The organism is Amycolatopsis echigonensis, from assembly GCF_014174495.1.
GTDB lineage: Bacteria > Actinomycetota > Actinomycetes > Mycobacteriales > Pseudonocardiaceae > Amycolatopsis > Amycolatopsis echigonensis.
Window position 1 is genome coordinate 1 of record NZ_JACJHR010000126.1, and the last position, 16,984, is coordinate 16,984.

At 70.0% G+C, this 16,984-nt stretch carries 18 protein-coding genes and 4 tRNA genes; 12 read left to right on the forward strand and 10 right to left on the reverse strand.

Annotation, left to right across the window (positions count from 1 at the left end):
- Together H5411_RS42895 and H5411_RS42900 are read left to right on the forward strand one after the other, a co-directional pair.
- Positions 1–364, forward strand: a 364-nt coding sequence (locus H5411_RS42895; RefSeq protein WP_183127384.1) for an RNA polymerase sigma factor, incomplete at its 5' end; no start/stop codon positions are given.
- Positions 361–618: a hypothetical protein gene (locus H5411_RS42900; protein ID WP_183127386.1), complete on the forward strand. Its 258-nt coding sequence runs from the start codon at positions 361–363 to the stop codon at positions 616–618. The genes H5411_RS42895 and H5411_RS42900, both read left to right, overlap by 4 nt.
- Positions 619–669: 51 nt before the next feature.
- On the opposite strand, the gene H5411_RS42905 is transcribed toward H5411_RS42900, so the two are convergent.
- Positions 670–744 (reverse strand) — tRNA-Val (locus H5411_RS42905).
- 391 nt (positions 745–1,135) lie between these two features.
- On the opposite strand from H5411_RS42905, the gene H5411_RS42910 reads away from it, so the two are divergent.
- The 4 genes from H5411_RS42910 (at position 1,136) to H5411_RS42925 (ending at position 1,941) form a co-directional block, all read left to right on the forward strand.
- Positions 1,136–1,561: an SsgA family sporulation/cell division regulator gene (locus tag H5411_RS42910; RefSeq protein ID WP_005159130.1), complete on the forward strand. Its 426-nt coding sequence runs from the start codon at positions 1,136–1,138 to the stop codon at positions 1,559–1,561.
- A gap of 139 nt (positions 1,562–1,700) precedes the next feature.
- Positions 1,701–1,773 (forward strand) — tRNA-Gly (locus H5411_RS42915).
- A 21-nt stretch (positions 1,774–1,794) separates the two neighbouring features.
- Positions 1,795–1,865, forward strand: a tRNA-Cys gene (locus tag H5411_RS42920).
- 1 nt (position 1,866) lies between these two features.
- Positions 1,867–1,941, forward strand: a tRNA-Val gene (locus H5411_RS42925).
- Between the two features lie 72 nt (positions 1,942–2,013).
- On the opposite strand, the gene H5411_RS42930 is transcribed toward H5411_RS42925, so the two are convergent.
- The gene (locus H5411_RS42930) at positions 2,014–3,135 is read right to left on the reverse strand and encodes a Dyp-type peroxidase (RefSeq protein ID WP_183127388.1); all 1,122 of its coding nucleotides are present in this window, start codon (positions 3,133–3,135) and stop codon (positions 2,014–2,016) included.
- Positions 3,136–3,805: 670 nt separating this feature from the next.
- On the opposite strand from H5411_RS42930, the gene H5411_RS42935 reads away from it, so the two are divergent.
- A complete protein-coding gene (locus H5411_RS42935) occupies positions 3,806–5,125 on the forward strand; it encodes a right-handed parallel beta-helix repeat-containing protein (protein ID WP_101439492.1) in 1,320 nt (439 codons plus the stop codon).
- Between the two features lie 186 nt (positions 5,126–5,311).
- Here H5411_RS42935 and H5411_RS48185 read toward each other — a convergent pair whose 3' ends face one another.
- Together H5411_RS48185 and H5411_RS42945 are read right to left on the reverse strand one after the other, a co-directional pair.
- Positions 5,312–5,536: a hypothetical protein gene (locus tag H5411_RS48185; RefSeq protein WP_244194845.1), complete on the reverse strand. Its 225-nt coding sequence runs from the start codon at positions 5,534–5,536 to the stop codon at positions 5,312–5,314.
- A gap of 40 nt (positions 5,537–5,576) precedes the next feature.
- Positions 5,577–6,305 (reverse strand): hypothetical protein, encoded by a 729-nt coding sequence (locus H5411_RS42945; RefSeq protein WP_220818227.1) that lies wholly within the window; start codon positions 6,303–6,305, stop codon positions 5,577–5,579.
- Positions 6,306–6,513: 208 nt separating this feature from the next.
- Here H5411_RS42945 and H5411_RS42950 point away from each other — a divergent pair, with 208 nt between their 5' ends.
- Entirely contained in the window at positions 6,514–8,973 is a 2,460-nt protein-coding gene (locus H5411_RS42950) for an SdrD B-like domain-containing protein (protein ID WP_244194844.1), read from the forward strand.
- A gap of 248 nt (positions 8,974–9,221) precedes the next feature.
- Here the strand turns inward: H5411_RS42950 and fgd are convergent, their stop codons facing one another.
- The 4 genes from fgd to H5411_RS42970 form a co-directional block, all read right to left on the reverse strand.
- Positions 9,222–10,226, reverse strand: coding sequence for a glucose-6-phosphate dehydrogenase (coenzyme-F420) (gene fgd / locus H5411_RS42955; RefSeq protein ID WP_101439490.1), 1,005 nt, complete (start codon positions 10,224–10,226; stop codon positions 9,222–9,224).
- Between the two features lie 105 nt (positions 10,227–10,331).
- On the reverse strand, positions 10,332–11,765 hold the full coding sequence (locus tag H5411_RS42960) for a glycoside hydrolase family 76 protein (RefSeq protein WP_244194967.1): 1,434 nt from the start codon (positions 11,763–11,765) through the stop codon (positions 10,332–10,334).
- A 129-nt stretch (positions 11,766–11,894) separates the two neighbouring features.
- Positions 11,895–12,269 carry a YciI family protein gene (locus H5411_RS42965; protein ID WP_101439489.1) on the reverse strand — a complete coding sequence of 125 codons (375 nt, stop codon included), beginning with the start codon at positions 12,267–12,269 and terminating at the stop codon, positions 11,895–11,897.
- 82 nt (positions 12,270–12,351) lie between these two features.
- Positions 12,352–12,690 carry a hypothetical protein gene (locus H5411_RS42970; RefSeq protein ID WP_143271471.1) on the reverse strand — a complete coding sequence of 113 codons (339 nt, stop codon included), beginning with the start codon at positions 12,688–12,690 and terminating at the stop codon, positions 12,352–12,354.
- 76 nt (positions 12,691–12,766) lie between these two features.
- Between H5411_RS42970 and H5411_RS42975 the strand changes: the two genes are divergently transcribed.
- A complete protein-coding gene (locus H5411_RS42975) occupies positions 12,767–13,141 on the forward strand; it encodes a hypothetical protein (RefSeq protein ID WP_143271470.1) in 375 nt (124 codons plus the stop codon).
- An 873-nt stretch (positions 13,142–14,014) separates the two neighbouring features.
- Here the strand turns inward: H5411_RS42975 and H5411_RS42980 are convergent.
- Entirely contained in the window at positions 14,015–14,515 is a 501-nt protein-coding gene (locus H5411_RS42980) for a methylated-DNA--[protein]-cysteine S-methyltransferase (protein WP_101439487.1), read from the reverse strand.
- A gap of 66 nt (positions 14,516–14,581) precedes the next feature.
- On the opposite strand from H5411_RS42980, the gene H5411_RS42985 reads away from it, so the two are divergent.
- Positions 14,582–15,199 carry an RraA family protein gene (locus tag H5411_RS42985; protein ID WP_101439486.1) on the forward strand — a complete coding sequence of 206 codons (618 nt, stop codon included), beginning with the start codon at positions 14,582–14,584 and terminating at the stop codon, positions 15,197–15,199.
- A gap of 147 nt (positions 15,200–15,346) precedes the next feature.
- On the opposite strand, the gene H5411_RS42990 is transcribed toward H5411_RS42985, so the two are convergent.
- Positions 15,347–15,535, reverse strand: coding sequence for a hypothetical protein (locus H5411_RS42990; RefSeq protein WP_158242555.1), 189 nt, complete (start codon positions 15,533–15,535; stop codon positions 15,347–15,349).
- Positions 15,536–15,655: 120 nt separating this feature from the next.
- Between H5411_RS42990 and H5411_RS42995 the strand changes: the two genes are divergently transcribed.
- Both H5411_RS42995 and H5411_RS43000 read left to right on the forward strand, forming a co-directional pair.
- Entirely contained in the window at positions 15,656–15,949 is a 294-nt protein-coding gene (locus tag H5411_RS42995) for a hypothetical protein (protein ID WP_101439485.1), read from the forward strand.
- A 613-nt stretch (positions 15,950–16,562) separates the two neighbouring features.
- A partial coding sequence (locus H5411_RS43000; RefSeq protein WP_183127390.1) for an alpha/beta fold hydrolase occupies positions 16,563–16,984 on the forward strand: 422 nt, incomplete at its 3' end.

The window sequence follows — 16,984 nt, forward strand, 5'->3', positions numbered from 1 at the left end:
CCGCAAGATCGGAACGCTGCGGGCGACGGCCGCGCTGGCGTCGTGGATGTTCCGGATCGTGCGCAACGAGTGCCTGCGCCGGGCGCGCGCACTCGTGCAGCGCGACGAGCCGATCCCGGAAGCCGCGGGTCCGTCCGCCGAGGACGACGTGCTGAGCAGGCTGGAGGTCGAGCGCCTTTCCGCCGCCATCGCGTCACTGCCCGGCGACCAGCGCGGTGTGCTGATCATGCGCGACATCCAGGGCCTGCCCGGAAAGACCGTCGCCAAGTCGCTCGGCCTGAGCCCGGCGGCGATGAAGTCGCGGCTGCACCGCGCCCGCGCCGCCGTGCGCGTCCGCCTGGATCTCCCGGAGGAAGACCGATGAGCACGTCGTACGCCAGCAAGTCCCTGACGGTGCACCTCGCCCGCGGAATCGCCGGGTTCGGCCTGATCGCGGCGTCGATCGCGCTGGCCCCGGTGATCGGATGGGCAAGCCTGGTGGCCCTGCCCGTCGGCGTGCTGGCGCTGCGGGGATGCCCGACGTGCTGGGTGGCCGGGCTGGTGCAGACCCTGTCGCGGGGCCGCTTGGAGAGGACGTGCGCGGACGGGCAGTGCGGCGTGTCGAGGACGGGCTCCTGAAACGCCGATGGCCTGCCGGCGGAGATCGTCGGCAGGCCATCGGAGAAGTGCTGGTGGGCGATACTGGGATCGAACCAGTGACCTCTTCGGTGTGAACGAAGCGCTCTCCCGCTGAGCTAATCGCCCGCTCGCGGTGCGGAACCAGCCTACCCCACGACTTTCGGGGGCCTGCAAACGGGTGGTTTGATCTGATTACCGCCCGTCTGCCTGCGAATACCGTCCGAACAACCCCGAGCTAACCGAGGCCCTGCACGGGCGGGGGCGCGTGCGGGCGTCCGCGACATCCGTGCGACGGTGCTATCGCACAGCGGCCGAACCGCGCAAGATGTACTGGTGGCTCCCCACCGGGCGCCCGCTGAAGGCTGCGCGGCACGGACGGCGACGGACCGGACGGACCTCGGGGCAGACGGTCTCGAACGGGTGATCTCGAGCGCACCCGCGACGGATCCGGGCTCCTGGTGCGTCTCACCGTCGTCCTCGGTCGTCCGGGCCGGGAAGGGAGACGAAGGGTAGGACGATGCGCAACGATCACGTGACGCTCCGCTCGACGGCGGTCTTCGACCTGCTGGCGCCGCGGACCCCGGCGGTTCCGGTGAAGGTGGAGCTGCGCTACGACACCCGCGACCCGTACGCCGTCGTCGCCGCCTTCCGCACCGGGCGGGCGGGCTGGGTCGAATGGGTCTACGCGCGCGACCTGCTCGCCGACGGCCTGCTCGCCGACGCCGGCGACGGGGACGTCCGCATCCGGCCTTCGGTGGAGGACCCGGAGTCGGTCCTGATCGAGCTGAACTCCCCGTCCGGGCACGCCATGTTCGAGGCGTCCGCGCAGGAGCTGGCCGATTTCCTGGATCGCACGTACGACGTCGTGCTGCCGGGCAACGAGCACCTGTGGGTCGACGTCGACGACGCGCTCACCCACCTGATCCCGAACGATCTGGCCTGATCACCGGCCCGCGGGCGGGCCAACAACCCCCCGGTGCCGGGACGGTCGCCGGGATCGGCTATGGTTTCTTCACACCACGGCGACGGGGTGCGAGCCGGAATCGCGAGATTCCCGGCACCGCCTCGGAGCCACAGGTAGTGCGGACGTAGCGCAGCTGGTAGCGCATCACCTTGCCAAGGTGAGGGTCGCGGGTTCGAATCCCGTCGTCCGCTCGGAGGGCTCAAGCCCCATGCGGTGGAGTGGCCGAGAGGCGAGGCAACGGCCTGCAAAGCCGTGTACACGGGTTCGAATCCCGTCTCCACCTCGCGCGATTAGCTCAGCGGGAGAGCGCTTCCCTGACACGGAAGAGGTCACTGGTTCAATCCCAGTATCGCGCACCATCGTGTTTCACACCTCGGAAGCCCCGCTTCTCCTCGGAGAGGCGGGGCTTTTCCGTTCCCCGGGTCGCCCGCTCACGACGGGAACAGGGTCGAGCCCAGCGGCCGGCGCTCGTCGAAGCCGGGGAGGATCAGGAAGGTCCCGCTCGCGGTGGTGGTCGTGAACGGCAGCAGCGCGTCTGCGCTCTCCATGCTCGCCAGGGTGGCGGTGAACGTGTGCAGGTCGTTCTGGAAGCTCACGAACAGAAGGCCGGGCGCCGGCGTGTCGATGCTGTAGCTGCGGCGCAGCATGAGCCCGGCCCCGACGACGTTCGCGTGGGCTCGGCGGATGTGCGCGGCGGCAGGGACGAGATAGCGGCCGTCCGGGGTTTTGGCGCCCAGATCCGGCCCGTCGGCGATCGCGCCGCCCGACAGCGGGATCCCGGTGTCTCGCCGGCGGCCGAAGACCGCCTCCTGTTCTGCGAGCGGCAATGCGGCGAACCGCGCGACGTCCACCACCATCCGCCGGACGACGGCGATCGTGCCGCCCGCGACCGGAGCCGGGCCGGAAAGCCACAGATCCCGCTGCTGCTCGGCGGGAGTGCGCGGGCCGATGATGCCGTCGACGAAACCCAGGACGTTCCGCGGCGCGGTCTGCCCGTCCGAGACCGGGACGTGCGGCCCGCGCCCGCCCGACTGGCGCCAGCGTTCGCGCAGACCGGGTCTCGCCAGGAGCGCGGCCGCGGCGACGGGCGGGACGAGCGGGTCGCTCGCGCAGATCTGAAGCAGCAGGTCGCCGCCGCGGTCGGACGGAGCAATCGCCTCGTGCGCGGCCGGAGGAAGGTCCTTCGCGCCGGGCAGGTGCGAGTCGCTGGACTGGACCAACCTGGGACCGATGCCGGCCGTCACGGTCAGGTCGCCTGGGGGCAAGCCCAGCAGACGGGCGTCGGTTCCCGCCGTCATGGCCAGAATGTGGCGGCCTAATTCGGCCAGAAGGGGGCCCGGCGCGACGGAAACATCTGCGGCGACGACTAATAGGTGCGGTTGCGGTTGTTGCGGGGTGGTGATCCCGGCTTGGTGAGGGCCGGTGTGCTCGATCGGACCGGGCCGGGTTTCGGCATCGGGCGCGGAGGCCGCGTGACACCCGGCGGCGAGTCCGGCGGTCACAGCCGCCCCGAGAAAAGCGCGACGGGAAGGGCGGCGCTCAGCGGAATTCACGTCGGGCAGCGTGACAGATCCCGGTGCCTGAGGCGAATTCGGCTCGGCCTGATGCCTGGTTCGATGGCGACCGCCCCCTCGCTGATCCGGCGACTGCGTCCGACAAACCGGCCCGGTGAGCTCACGCCGATTCGCCTGGAGTTGCCGCGGCGGGCTTGGCTGCGAGATTGCTGAGTGCGCGAGGATGGTTCCCGCACGCGGCGACCGCCAATCCAGCGAGCGATCCCCCGCCGTCCCGACGAATTCGCCTCCCAGGCCCCGCCACAGCGCCCCGCCACAGCGCCAACGAAGCGCACGTCCGCCGCTCGGCAAGCGATCCCCCGCCGTCCCGGCGAATTCGCCTCGCAGGCAGGCCGCGCCACTGCGCGTCGGCGAATCCAGCGGCCCAGTCGCCAACCAAGCGGACCTCCGCCGCTCGGCCAGCAATCCCCCGCCCTCCCGGCGAACTCGTCTCGCAGTCCGGCCCGCCACCGCGTCAGCGAATCCAGCGGCCAACCAGGTGCATGTCCGCGCCCGGCCAGCGATCCCCCGCCCTCGCTGCGAATTCGCCTCCCGGGCCCCGCCACCGCGCCTCGGCGAATCCCGCGGCACAGCAGCCAGCCAAGCGCACGTCCGTCGACCGGCCAACAATCACTCCAACGGTATCCGGCGCTCGTGCCAGACTGGGCGTATGCGTTTTCTCGCCATCGTGGCGATCCTGGGGTTGTCCGCGGCATTGGTCAGCGGATGTGGTTCTTCCTCCGCCGAGGGGCATCGGCCGGACGGGGCGGGCGTGACGATCCGCGTTCCCGCCGACGCGCCGACCATTTCCGCCGCTGTTTCCCTGGCTCAGGCGGGAGATCTCGTGCTCGTCGCGCCGGGCGAGTACCACGAAACGGTGAAGATCGCGACGCCGCGGGTCACGCTGCGCGGCGAAGTGCGGGAGAAGGTCGTCGTCGACGGGCAGCTGAAGCGGGACAACGGCGTCGTCGTGTCCGCGCCGGGGGTTGCGGTCGAGAACCTGACAGTCCGGAATCACACGCAGAACGGCGTGCTCGTGACCGGTTCGGTGAAGGCCGCGTCGGGGCTGCCGGGGCACGGAGGCGGTTACGACACCGGCGACGAGCCGATCCGTTTCCTCACTTCGTTCCTGGTCTCGCACGTCACCGCCACCCGCAACGGTCTCTACGGAATCTATGCGTTTTCCGCACAGAACGGAGTGATCGAGCAGTCTTACACGTCCGGCGGCGCTGATTCCGGAATCTATGTCGGCCAATGCAAACCGTGCCGGACGGTGGTGCGGGACAACGTCGCGGAGCTCAACGCGGTCGGCTACGAGGGCACGAACGCCAGCGGCGACATGTACGTCGCCGGGAACCGGTTCAGCGGGAACCGCGTCGGGCTCACCACCAACTCCGACCATCAGGAAAAGCTGTTGCCGCAGCGGGATTCGGTGGTCGCCGGCAATCTGGTCGCGGCCAACGGCCAGGCGGCGACCCCGGAGCAGGCCGACGGCGGCTGGGGCATCGGGATCGGCATCGACGGCGGCAGCGGCAACCAGGTGCTGCGCAACCGGATCGCCGGGAACGCGAACGCCGGGCTCGTCCTCACCGCGACCCAGGACGTGCCGCCGAAGGACAACCAGATCGTCGGCGACGTCTTCGCGGCGAACGGCATCGACGTCGGCTGGACCTTCCCCGGCACCACGAAGGGCAGCGGAAACTGTCTTGATTCCGGCGTGCCGCACACGATTCCGGAGGGATTGGTGACAAGTGCTGCGTGTCCCGCGGCAGGTGCTGCCTCGCCCTCGGGAGCGTGGACGAGGGCGAAACCGCCTGCGGGCATCCCGTTTACGGACGTCGCGGCGCCGCCGTCGCAGCCCCAGTTCCCGGACGCGCGCACGGCCGGACCTACCGTCGTCCCGGCCGTGCCGGAATTTCCGGACGTCGCGAAAATCCAGGCACCCGCGGCCTCGTTGCTGGCAGACCGGGCTTCCGTGGCCGCCGCTTGAGGACAGCGGACACTCACCAGGCATCCGGTTGTGCGGCGGCAGCAAGGGCTTCCGGAAACGCGGGCGTTCGCCGCATGCTGGTTGACAGAGCGAGACAAGGCACCATCATGCCGAACCCGCAGTCGGCTCAGCGAAACTTTCGAACGAAACCCAGGCAGCAGCGCCATGCTGGCTGGCGAAACGAGGCTAGGCGATTTCGGCGGCGTTCAGCACGAAGCCGACGACGACCACGAGGAGCCCGCACGCGAGGCCGATGCGGAGGTCGCGGCCACCAGACCTCCGCAACCGTCGAATGCGCGAGCCGCGACCGTCCTCGAATCTCGCGTGTTCTGGATGCTGCCAGACCTCTCCCCCGGCCGCCCGCACCTGAAAGGAAACGATCCCAGTTGCGGGCCACGGAAATCCAGCCATGGCCGTCTCCCCTGCTGCGGTCGCCACACCCTCACGCAACTCAGCGCGCGAGCGGCACCGCAGTGGATTCGTGGGTGTCGAAGGAAATGACGACCGGTTTCGCCTCCCCCGGGATCGCGGTCTGGACCCGGAACATGACGCCGTCCGCGTCGAGCCAGTACCGGACGGATTCCGCCGTGCCGGGCCGCTCTCGCGAATCCGGGCCGGTGAAGACGTCGACCGGATGTCCGTTCACCTGATCGGCCGCTACCCATTCGGCGCCGTTCTGCGGCAGCAATTGCGCGTTGTCCGGCCGGTCGTTGCCGAGTCCGAGAACAATGGCCAGCGCGCGGTCCAGTGCGCCCGCGGTCGGGTCGAGCGGACGGGCGAACCAGCCGTCCGCCGGCGGTTTTTCCGGAGGGAACTCGGGGACGGCGGACAGCGGGTGCAGTTCGATCCGGCTGGCCGTCCACCGGATCAGACCATTGCCGGAGTCGTTGCGCCCCTTGCCTTTCAGCACTCCGTAGCCGGCCTTGGCGCGGTAATCGGCCGAACCGGTGATCTCGAGTTCGCCCGCCGCGCCGGGCACACTGATCGCCACCGCGCGGACTTGCTTCTGGTAATTGCGGAACCGCGCGATCGCGAGCCGGCTCGCCTCGTCCGCGGTGACCGCGCGCGGGCCTGAATCGGCGGAACCGTCGGAGGCATACCAGAATATTCCCGCGCCGAGCGCGAGCGTCACTGCCGCGGCGAGGACGACCCAGCGGCGCGCGATCCGTTTGACAGGCACAGCGAGTGACCGTAGCAGGGTTTTGATTCACCCGGTCCTGTATCCGAGTGCCGTACCCGGCAAGACCGTTTTCTGCTTCACTGTTACAACTTTGCGGCACGCCGCGCGAAAATTCCGCGCAAAGAACGGAGATCCCGCAGTCATGACCCGAGGTGGCAGAAGAACGAGCGGCAGATTCAGGCTGACCCGAGCAGCGGCCGCTGCCCTCTTGCTGGGCGGCAGCGCGATCACGGTCACCGGCGGCACAGCCGCGGCCGCCGGGGACGGCACGCTGACCGTCCAGGTGCTCCGGGATTTCTTCGGCACCGGAATCGTCAACGCCACTATGGACACCCCGCAACCGGGGATGTCCGTGCTGGTCACCGACCCCGCCGGACATCAGGTGCGCGGGCGGACGGACGCGGCGGGAAAGGTCGTCGTGGACCCCTCCGCCCCGCTCGCCGGCGGCCGGTACCGGGTCGACGTTTCCGTTCCGGATCCGTATCGCGCGTATTTGCGGGCCGCGCCCGCGTCGACGGAGAAAAACCACTTCGACAGTTTCACGACGTTCGTGGATCTGCGGGAGAGCAAAGACGTTTCGGTGATCACCGGCGTCTGGAACCCGGCCGACCACACGCTGCCCGACGCCCGCTATTACGTGCCGGTGCAAAGCCCGGCGGTCAACAGCGACGGCAGCGCGCCCGACCCGAACAGCCGCGCCCTGGTCGCGTTCGACCGTACCTTCCGCGGCACCTGCCCGGCCGACTCGGCCTGCCCGACCGTGCTGAACACCCAGGCGCAAGTCGGCACCACATGGGGATTGGCGTACGACAAATACCGCGAGCGCATTTTCCAGTCAGCGTTCGCGAAACGCTTTACCACCTACGGTCCCGAAGGCGGCGGCGCGATTTACACGACGCCGCTGGGCGGCGGCGCGCCCCAGCTGTTCGCGAAAGTGCCGGACGCCGCGGTCACCGAGCACGGCGCGGTCGACCTGCGCAAGGACGAGCATTTCGTGGACGTGCCCGGTAAGGAAAGCCTCGGCGGGATCGCGCTCACCGAAGACGGGAAGACGCTCTACGCGGTCAGCCTGGCGACGCGGAGCCTGGTCAGTTTCGACGCGACGGGAGCCACCGCGGAACCGGACAGGACCGTCCCCATTCCGGCTCCGGAGTGCGCCGTGCCCAACGACTGGCGGCCGTTCGCGGTCGCCGCACACGACGCGAAACTGTACGTCGGCGGCATCTGCTCGGCGGAAAGCACGAAGCGGCGCGAGGATCTGAAGGCCGTGGTCTACACCTACGACGGCACGAAGTTCACGCCGGTGCTCGAGCACCGCCTCGACTATCTCCGCGGGTACGTCATCGCGGGATACCAGGAGGAGGACACCGACCACTGGAACCCGTGGGACACCTCGTTCTCTTCGTGGGACAAGTTCACCCACCACGGGCCCAGCCCGGCCCCGGGGCCGGGCATCAACCCGCAGCCCGAGCTGGCGAGCATGGCCTTCACCCGCGACGGCTCGATGATCCTCGGCTTCCGGGACCGGTTCATGGACGTCTTCGGCTCCGGCATCGACCCGCGACCGGACCACAACGAGGCGTCGACCGGCATGTCCGGCGGCGACATCACCATGGCCTGCGCGGCTCCCGGCGGCGGATACGACTGGGAAGGCACCGGCGCCTGTCCGAACCACGGCAAGCCCGAGACGAACGGCAACGAGACGCCGGGCGTCGTCGAGTACTTCCCCGGCGACTTCTTCGACCCGAGCCGATCCGGCAACGGCTTGCACCAGGAGTCCGCGCAGGGTTCGGTCGCCTACATCCCGCAGCAGCAGTGGGCGATCAGCACCCAGATGGATCCGGCGCAGAACGTCAGCTCCGACGGCGTCGGCTACTACGACGTCAGCACCGGCATCGGGCCGGGGCAGGACAATCCGAAGCACGGGTACGCGTTCGTGGGCCCGGCCAACAGCTTCGGCAAGGCGGGCGGGCTCGGCGACATCGCCTACCAGGCAGCGAACGCGCCGATCCAGATCGGCAACCTCGTCTGGTTCGACGGCGACCACAACGGCATCCAGGACCCGAACCGCACGGACGAGGTCCCGCTCGCGAAGGCGACGGTGAACCTGCTCGACGCCGACGGCAAGAAGGTCGCCAGCACCCAGACCGACAAGGCGGGCGAGTACTACTTCGGCGGCGTCGGGGCGGAGTACCAGCTGAAGCCGGGCGAGAAGTACACGGTGCAGTTCGACGTCTGCACCGCCGCGACGGACAACGTGCCCGGGACGCCGCCCGCGACCGACCTGCGGTTCACGCTCCCCACCGCCGGTCCGGACCGGGCGCACGATTCGAACGTCGTGCCGCCAGCGACCGGACGGCTCTGCAACGGCTACGCGCCGGTGACCGCCCCCGCACAGGCAGGCGGGGTCGACCACACCATCGACGCGGGCGTCTACCTTCCGCCGCCGCCCAGCCCGCCCACGTCGTCGGCGCCTCCGGCGACGAGCCCGAACCCCGCTCCCCCGGCAGCCCAGCCCCCGGCGCCGGGCGCGGCGACGGGCACGGATTCGCTGGCCTCGACCGGGATTCCGCTGCTGCCGATGCTGCTGATCCTCGGCGGAGCCCTCGTCGTCGGAGGCACGGCGTTCCTGGTGGCGAGCCGGAGAAAGCGGTTCAGGCAAGAGTGATCGCCCGGTGATCGAGGCTCGCGCATCATGGGCGGGCTTCGATCACCGTTGTCGTGTCGGCCAATCCGCGATGTCGGCCACGATTGCCGGGGCGACCTGGCGCGGTTTCCGGTGACTGTCCGGAGTGGACGGACCGTCCGCACGGCCGCGACCGCTGGCTCGGCGACCGCGACGAGCGCGATGATCGACGGCATACGGAAAACCCCCGCCCAGCCGGAGCCGGACGGGGGTTCGTTTCCCGAGATCCGTCAGGACAGCGCGCGCAGCCGCGGCAGCACGTCCTCGGCGAACTGGCTCAGGTACCGTTCCTGGTCGTGGCCGGGGCCGTGGAAGACCAGGTGGTTCAGGCCGGCGTCGAGGTACGGCTTGATCTGCGCGACCGCCTCGTCCGGGTCGGAGGCGACGATCCACCGCTTCGCGACCTGCTCGATCGGCAGCTCGTCGGCCAGCCGCTCCATCTCCTCCGCCGAGGAAACGGTGTGCTTCTGCTCCGCGCTCAGCGACAGCGGGGCCCAGAACCGGGTGTTGGCCAGCGCCTTCTCCGGGTCGCGGTCGTACGACATCTTGATCTCGATCATCCGGTCCACCCCGGACGCGTCGCGCTCAGCCGCGGCCGCGCCCTCGGCCATCGCCGGCATCAGCTTGTCGGTGTAGAGCTCCATGCCCTTGCCGGACGTGCAGATCATGCCGTCGCCCGCACGGCCCGCGTACTTCGCCACGACCGGGCCGCCCGCCGCGATGTACACCGGCACCGGACGCTCCGGACGGTCGTAGATCTTCGCGTTGACCAGCTGGTAGTAGTCGCCCTCGAAGTCGACGTTGTCCTTGCTCCACAGCTCGCGCATGAGCCGCACCGACTCGCGCAGCCGCGCGAACCGCTCCTTGAACTCCGGCCATTCCCGGCCCGACACCGCGATCTCGTTCAGCGCCTCGCCGGTGCCCGCGCCGAGGATCACGCGGTCGCCCGACAGCAGCGCCATCGTCGCGAACGCCTGCGCGATCACCGCGGGGTTGTACCGGAATGTCGGCGTCAGCACGCTGGTCCCGATCAGCACCCGGCTGGTCCGCTCCGCCACCGCGGGCATCCACGCCAGCGCCCACGGCGCGTGGCCGCCCTCGTGGCGCCACGGCAGGAAATGGTCCGACACCCACACCGAGTCGAGCCCCAGCTCCTCGGCCCGCACCGCGAACTCCACCAGCTCGCGAGGCCCGAACTGTTCCGCCGACGCCTTGTACCCGACCTTCAGCTCCACGATCGCCCTTCCCCGTCCGCATGAACCACGCAGGATTCCGTGGCACCGTCAACCGTACCCGGATGGGCCTTGCGAAGGCGGGTGTGCTGTCGGTCACTAACGGGGCTAGTAGGTCGCGTTCATCAGCGCGAGCGCGGCGGCCTGGCAGCCCTGCCCCTTGCCCGCGCTGGAGGACCACGAGCGCGAATACTGGTCGAAGTCGTTGCGGGAGTGCGCGTAGGCGGAATCTGCCTGTCTGGTCAGGAAATCCCGGTAGGGCATGTCGGACGTCGCGGCGTCCAGTTCGGACAGACCGCGGACGAGTCCGGCTTTGAAGTACGACCCGTCGTCGGTGCAGCTGGCGCCCTCGCCCGGGTCGTGGACGATGCCGTCGTCCCCGGTGAAGAACGACCCGGTGCGGGTCGTGGAGTCGGCGACCGAACGCGCGGTGCCGATCAAGCTCTGGTCTCCGGTCACCTTGGACAGCGCGGTGAGGCCGGAGACGAAAACGCCCTGGTTGTAGGTGTAGCGCTGGCCGACCGCGGCGCAGCTCGTGCCGTCGATGCCGTCCACCACCAGGCCGTCCGAGCCGATGAGCCCCTTGCCGCGGAACCACTCCCAGCCTTGCTGCGCCCGGCTCCGGTAGGTCGCGTCGCCGGTGCGGTCCGCGAGGGTGGCGTTGACCTGGATGTACAGGCTGTTGGAGATGGACGCCTTGTACGTCAGGCCTTCTTTCCACCGGATGCCGCCGCCGCAGTCGCCGGTCCAGAAGGTCTGCATGTGGTCGGCGTCAGCCTTCGCGGTCGCGAGGTAGCGCTGCTCGCCGGTGCGGTCGTAGGCGTCGAGCCACGCCATCGCCCACCAGCCGGTGTCGTCGGAGAACTCGTTGCGGAACTGACCGCGGCCGGCGTTGACGTTCTTGTCGTACGTCGTGGCCATCGCGTAGTCGTAGCTGGCCATCCGGCTGACCGACGCGTTGCGGATCACCGCCGCCAGCGACACCGCTGTTCCCCAGCCGCCGCCCTCGCGGAAGTAGCCGGTGCCGTTGTCGTACAGGGCCATCATCGCGGTCGCCGCCGCTTGCGCGCGGTTCGCGGCGTTCCAGCGGGTGCGTGCCCAAGGCGTGCAAGCGATCCGTCCAGTGTCGACCGTGCCGCCGCACGCGCGCAGAGCGCCGACGCCGCGGTTGTGCCAGTCGTCGTTGTTGTACATCTGGGTGCGCCAGCCGCCGACCCCGGACGGGGCGGTCGTCAGGCCCAGTTGTGCGCCGCCGTCCCAGGTCGCGCCGCCGTCGAAGGACCGGTCGAGCCACACCCGGTCGCCCGGACGCGAATGGTCGATGACGGCCCAGCCCATCGGGTCGCTGTCGGCGAAGTGCAGCTGGAGGACGCGGTCGTCGAGCGGCGCGGTGACCGCGATCCGGTCGCTGGACGCCTGGTCGGCGGCGCGGTCGTCGCAGTATTTGTCGCACACCACGAGGTTCGCCGCCGGTTGCGGCGCGGGTGTCCTGGCCTGGACCGGCATCAGTGCTGACATCGTTGTCAAGACCACCGTGAGCATGACCCGCACCGCTGCCTCCTCGGATCCCCGCCCTGTCCCCCAGGACGAAGATCCGCTCGCGGCGCGGCGCGGGTCAACTCATGACAAAGACTTGGCGCGCGAATGCGGCCGAATGCCCGGTGCGCTGGGCTATTTCCCCGCCAGGTCCGGGAGGTCGGCGAACTCCACGACCTGGCGGACCTCGACCTCGATCTCGTCGAACAGGTCCGCGTACTGGCTCGCGTACTCGACGGCCTGGGCCCGGTTCTCGGCGTTGACCAGGGCGAATCCGCCGATGACCTCCTTGGCCTCGGTGAACGGCCCGTCCGTCGCCGTCGGCGTCGCGCCGCGGGGTTTGCGGACGATCGCGCCCTTCGCCGAGGGGTGCACGCCCTCGGCGGTGATCAGGATGCCGCGTTCGGTCCAGTCCTGGATGAACGCGCCCATTTTCTCCATGAATTCCGGGGTGGGGTTCCAGGCCTCGGGGGCGTTCTCGTCAAGCCGGTGCATCATCAGGAAACGCATGGACCGCTCCTCGGGTCGGGGCTGGCATCGTCCAGCCGTCACATCCTCGTCGAACGGCCTCGCGCGGAATCGACACCCTGCTTCAACAACGATGCGAGGGGGACTTTCGCGGCCGGGTCAGCCACGCCGCGACGCCCGCGGCGACGGTCGCCGACGTCACCGCGACGCCCGCGATCGGGCTGTCCATCAGCACGAGACCGGCGAGGAACGCGGTTCCAGCGAGGACGAGCAACGCCATCCGGAGCGCGGCGGCCCAGGCGACGACGAAATCCGCGGCTCGGGAGGTCCAGGGGTCGCGGGTGTCGGGCTTGCGGTGCCGGCCGCGCTTGCGGCGGTCCAGAACACGGTGCGCGGAAGCGACCATCTCGTCCCGCGTGGCGACGCGCCGAGGCGGCCGGGAGAAGGGCTCCCAGTCGACCACGACGCGGACCCGGGCGGGATGCTGGGGATCAGGGTGGAGCGAGTCCGCGGGACGGTTCGGTTCGACTGACTGCGGCGTGGTGTTTGCGGCATCGGTGCCGCTCGCCGCGATATCTCCGGCTGCGCTGGCGGCAGCCGGATCCGCTGGCTGCGGCACCGTGCTTGCCGCATCATTGCCGCTCGCCGCGACACCTCCAGCCGCGCTGGCCGCCGAACCGGCCGAGTGCGACGCGGAGCATGCAGAATTGGTGCCGCTCGCCACAGCACCCACGGCCACACCCGCACCGGCTAACTGCGACGCGGCGCTCGCAGGATCGGTGTCGCTCGCCGCAGCATTTCCGGCTGCGCTGGCGGCAGCCGGATCCGCTGGCTGCGGCACCGTGCTTGCCGCATCATTGCCGCTCGCCGCGGCGCCTCCGGCTGGGCTGACCGCGGCCGCATCGGCTGACTGAGCGGGATCGACTGAGCTGGGTTCAACCGGGTCGACATTGGCCGTGCCGCTTGCCTCTGGTTCCCGGGCCGCCTCGGCAGTGGAGGCTGCATCGTCCGCATCTCCCGACCGGGACGCCTCTGCAGCCGGGGCCAGTCTCTCCGGCTTCGCCACACCGCGCGGACAGGGCGCTGAGTCCGGCTTGCCCCGGCGGTTCGGCTGGGGCTCCCGGACCGGCGCCGCGCTTTCGGGCGGCTCGCCGGTCTGGCGCGGCTGCCCGGCTCGGCGCGGCGGGTCGGCGAGGCAGGGAACCACCGTCATGAGGTCGTCATCCCTTTCTCTTCCGGCCGGCGGACCGGTTCCGACGGCTCCCCGGACCCCGGCGGTCGTGCGGCGCGGGCCCCGGATGCGCTCATCCTGGCGAAAACGGTGCGTCACCGACCAGTTCTACTGGCAGTGTCGCGGTGAACGGTCCCTCAGCGTCGCCCAACGGTTCGAGTGACGGTTTTGGCTACTCTTCGCGGTCGCTGGTCCGACCTCCGACGGCCACTCCGGCGACGATTTGTCCAGACCTCTCGGCGAGTCCGTCAACTGCGAATAACCGGCTCTGACACGGGAAGATGCACGTTCATTCGCACAGTCGCCATACGGAGAAACTCGGGTCCAGCGCACGCACTCTCAAACGGTAATACACAGAGCGTCACCCCATGCGAGGTTATTGAGCAGTCAACCGTCACCCACATAGGTGACACGGAGAGTGAGTGCCGGAAGAACGCGACACTCGGCGGAGTGGCCCGAACGGACGCATCCGAACTAGGCGAGGCGTACGCACAGCTGCAGCCACTGCAAGTTTCGGCCCGCCCCGTCCTGTCGCAGCACCGGCACTGCGGGTCCGTTAGAACAGCCGTCCGGCGTCGTTCGCGGGCGGTTCTTCCAGGTGCAGCAGGAACCGTTTCCGGTCGACGCCGCCCGCATACCCGGTGAGACCGCCGCTGCTCCCGACCACCCGGTGACAGGGCACGACGATGCTCAGCGGATTCCAGCCGTTCGCGTTGCCGACCGCTTGTGCCGCGCCGGGTTCGCCCAGTTCGACGGCCAGATCGCGGTAGGTGCGGGTCTCGCCGTAGGGGATGCGAGTCAACAGTTGCCACACGCGGCGCTCGAATTCGGAGCCGCGCAGGTCGAGTTCGAGGTCGAAGGTTCGCCTCTGACCGGCGAAGTACTCGTCGAGCTGCTGGGTCACAGCGGCGAAACCGTCGTCGGTGCGCGGGCCGAAGTCCGGGAAGCGCGGGGTCCGGCTGTGGCCGTCGAAATAGACGGCGACCAGCGCGCTGCCGTCGGCGACCAGGGTGAGGTCGCCGACCGGTGATGCGACGACGGTGTGCCGGAAAGCCATCTGTCCTCCGTGATCGGTGCCACGGAACGGTATCCGGCCGGGCCGCGCGTGAGAGCATCGCCGTCCATGGACGACGGTTTCGCCGACATCCCGACCACGACGCTCGCCGACTTGCTCGGCCGCGGCCAGGTGCTCGACTACGGCGTGCGCCCCTTGTGGGGGCCGGTGCCGCGGATCGCCGGGCCCGCGTACCCGGTGCGATGCCCGCCGGGCGACAATCTGATGCTGCACGCGGCCATCCATCGCGCGCCCGCCGGAGCGGTGATCGTCGCGGAATCCGGCGACGTCGACTACGCACTCGCCGGCGGCAATGTCTGCGCGACCGCCCAGCGCCGCGGCATCGCGGGCTTCGTTCTCGATGGCGTGATCCGCGACCTGCAGGAAGTCCGCGAGGCGCGCTTCCCGGTGTTCGCGCGCGGCGTGATCCCGATCCCCGGCACGAAAGCCGCGGTGACGCCGCTGGGCGAGCCCGCTCGGTGCGGCGGGGTGACGGTGCACGCCGGGGACATCGTCGTGGCGGACGAGGAAGGCGTGGTCGTGGTGCCGGGGCCCGAGGCGTCGCAGGTATTGGCGGACGCGCGGGCGAAGCTGGCCAAGGAGGAGGCGCAGACGCTCGACGAGTGGGCGGAGGCGCACCGCGCGAAGGTGGACGCGGCGCTGGAGGCTGGCGGGTTTCGCGGCTGAATCGCATGGCCGGGCGGGTGGCGCTGCGGAGTGTTCAGTCCGCTAGCACTGGTCAGCGGCGGTGCTAGCGGGCGGTTCTCTCCCGAGAACGCGGTTGGCAGCGAGTCGGCTTCCCGGGCCACCGGAGTCTGGGCAGTTCCGGAACCCTCATTCCGGCCGGACTGTCCACAAGGGACCGGCCACCGCCAGTTCGGGGCCGGGTTCCGATTCCGGCGGGAGCGGTTCGGGGTCGGGCAGCGGACGATCCGGTCCCGGCGTCACCGGATCGGGCTCCACCGGACCGGGCGGGACGGGCTCGGGCGGGGCGGGCGGCGCGGTCGAGCGGGGGCGAAGCATCGCGGACTCCTTTCTGTCCCTGATGGGCTACCGCACACCGGCGGCGGCGAAACATCCGCCCGCCCGCGCGAGGTCGGCTAGGGTCGAAGGCGGAGCCGACAACTGGGAAGAGGCGAGACGATGAGCGCGGACAAGCCCGGCGAGCAGCAGCCGCTCGACGCGGAGATCGTGGAGAGCCCCGGCACGCCGCCCGCCGATCTCCCCGAACCCGACTACAGCGACAACGGCGCGCCGTCGTTCGACTTCGTGCGGGACCGGATCGAGAAGCGGTACACCACCTCGGTCGGCGCACAGGAGCTGGCGGGAATCGGCGGGCCGGAGGACCTGCAGTCGCTGGACAAGAAAATCGCCGACCGCAAGGAGGCGGCCAAGGACAAGCTGGCCGAGATCCGCCGGTCGATGGGCAAGGAGTAACACCGTTTCCCGGCGCGGGTGACGCCTGCGCCGGGCGGAGCTAGTTCAGACTGGCGAGGGTGCCGGGCGATCCGGCTTCGCCCGGACCGGGCGCGACGGCGGAAAGCTGGGCAGGCGGTTGCCGCGCAGACCCGCAGGTTAAGGGCTCCGCGCCTGGCGGGTGACGTGTAGCGCCTTCCCGAGCAACCAGTACCGGCACCAGGCGTTCCATGCATAACCGCAGAGCGCCCGCTCCATCGGCATCGCGCCCCGCGGCCCGGTAAACAACCAGGCATTCGACGCACAAGCCTGGCGGAGCCGCACACCCTGCTGGCCGGAGGCGGCTCCGGCGGGGTCGTCGATGTCGGCGAAGAGCAGGCGGGTACCGTCGCGCGACATCAGCGAGGCGGCGGCTTCCTCGAAACCAGCAAGGCCGGTGGCGCGCGCCGCACGTTAAGCCACGTCGACGTGGAACACCTGCCCGCGTTGCCGCGTCAATGCGCACCTTCGCCACTTCACGACCGCAGGCCAGCGAAGGCCGCTTCAGAACAACACTCGCCCTGACTGTCCACAGTAGACAAGATCCGCCAATTTCCGTGGCCTCCCCCACGCCCGTTCTGGTTGAATCGCCCCTATGGCAACCACCGTGCGCGTTCCCGGCCTGGTGATCACCGAGCACGAGTTCTCCGTTCCCCTCGACCATTCCCGTACCGACGGCGCGGAGATCACCGTCTTCGCGCGGGAGGTCGCCGATCCAGACGGGCTCGACCGGCCGTTTCTCGTTTATCTCCAAGGAGGTCCCGGGCACGAAGCGCCGCGGCCGTCGCGGGGAACGCCGAGCTGGCTGCCGCGGGCGTTGCGCGAGTACCGGGTTCTGATGCTCGACCAGCGCGGGACCGGACGCTCCACGCCGGTAGGCACGCTGACCGGCACGCCGGCCGAGCAGGCCGAATACCTCACGCACTTCCGCGCGGACGCGATCGTGCGCGACGCGGAGTTCGTGCGACGGCAGCTGGGCGTCGAGAAATGGAGCGTGCTCGGGCAGTCGTTCGGCGG

Coding starts and splice junctions, on each gene's coding strand:
- H5411_RS42900 (WP_183127386.1), top strand. CDS start 361: ATGAGCACGTCGTACGCCAGCAAGTCCCTGACGGTGCACCTCGCCCGC.
- H5411_RS42910 (WP_005159130.1), top strand. CDS start 1,136: ATGCGCAACGATCACGTGACGCTCCGCTCGACGGCGGTCTTCGACCTG.
- H5411_RS42935 (WP_101439492.1), top strand. CDS start 3,806: ATGCGTTTTCTCGCCATCGTGGCGATCCTGGGGTTGTCCGCGGCATTG.
- H5411_RS48185 (WP_244194845.1), bottom strand. CDS start 5,536: ATGGCTGGATTTCCGTGGCCCGCAACTGGGATCGTTTCCTTTCAGGTG.
- H5411_RS42960 (WP_244194967.1), bottom strand. CDS start 11,765: ATGCTCACGGTGGTCTTGACAACGATGTCAGCACTGATGCCGGTCCAG.
- H5411_RS42965 (WP_101439489.1), bottom strand. CDS start 12,269: ATGCGTTTCCTGATGATGCACCGGCTTGACGAGAACGCCCCCGAGGCC.
- H5411_RS42980 (WP_101439487.1), bottom strand. CDS start 14,515: ATGGCTTTCCGGCACACCGTCGTCGCATCACCGGTCGGCGACCTCACC.
- H5411_RS42985 (WP_101439486.1), top strand. CDS start 14,582: ATGGACGACGGTTTCGCCGACATCCCGACCACGACGCTCGCCGACTTG.
- H5411_RS42990 (WP_158242555.1), bottom strand. CDS start 15,535: ATGCTTCGCCCCCGCTCGACCGCGCCGCCCGCCCCGCCCGAGCCCGTC.
- H5411_RS42995 (WP_101439485.1), top strand. CDS start 15,656: ATGAGCGCGGACAAGCCCGGCGAGCAGCAGCCGCTCGACGCGGAGATC.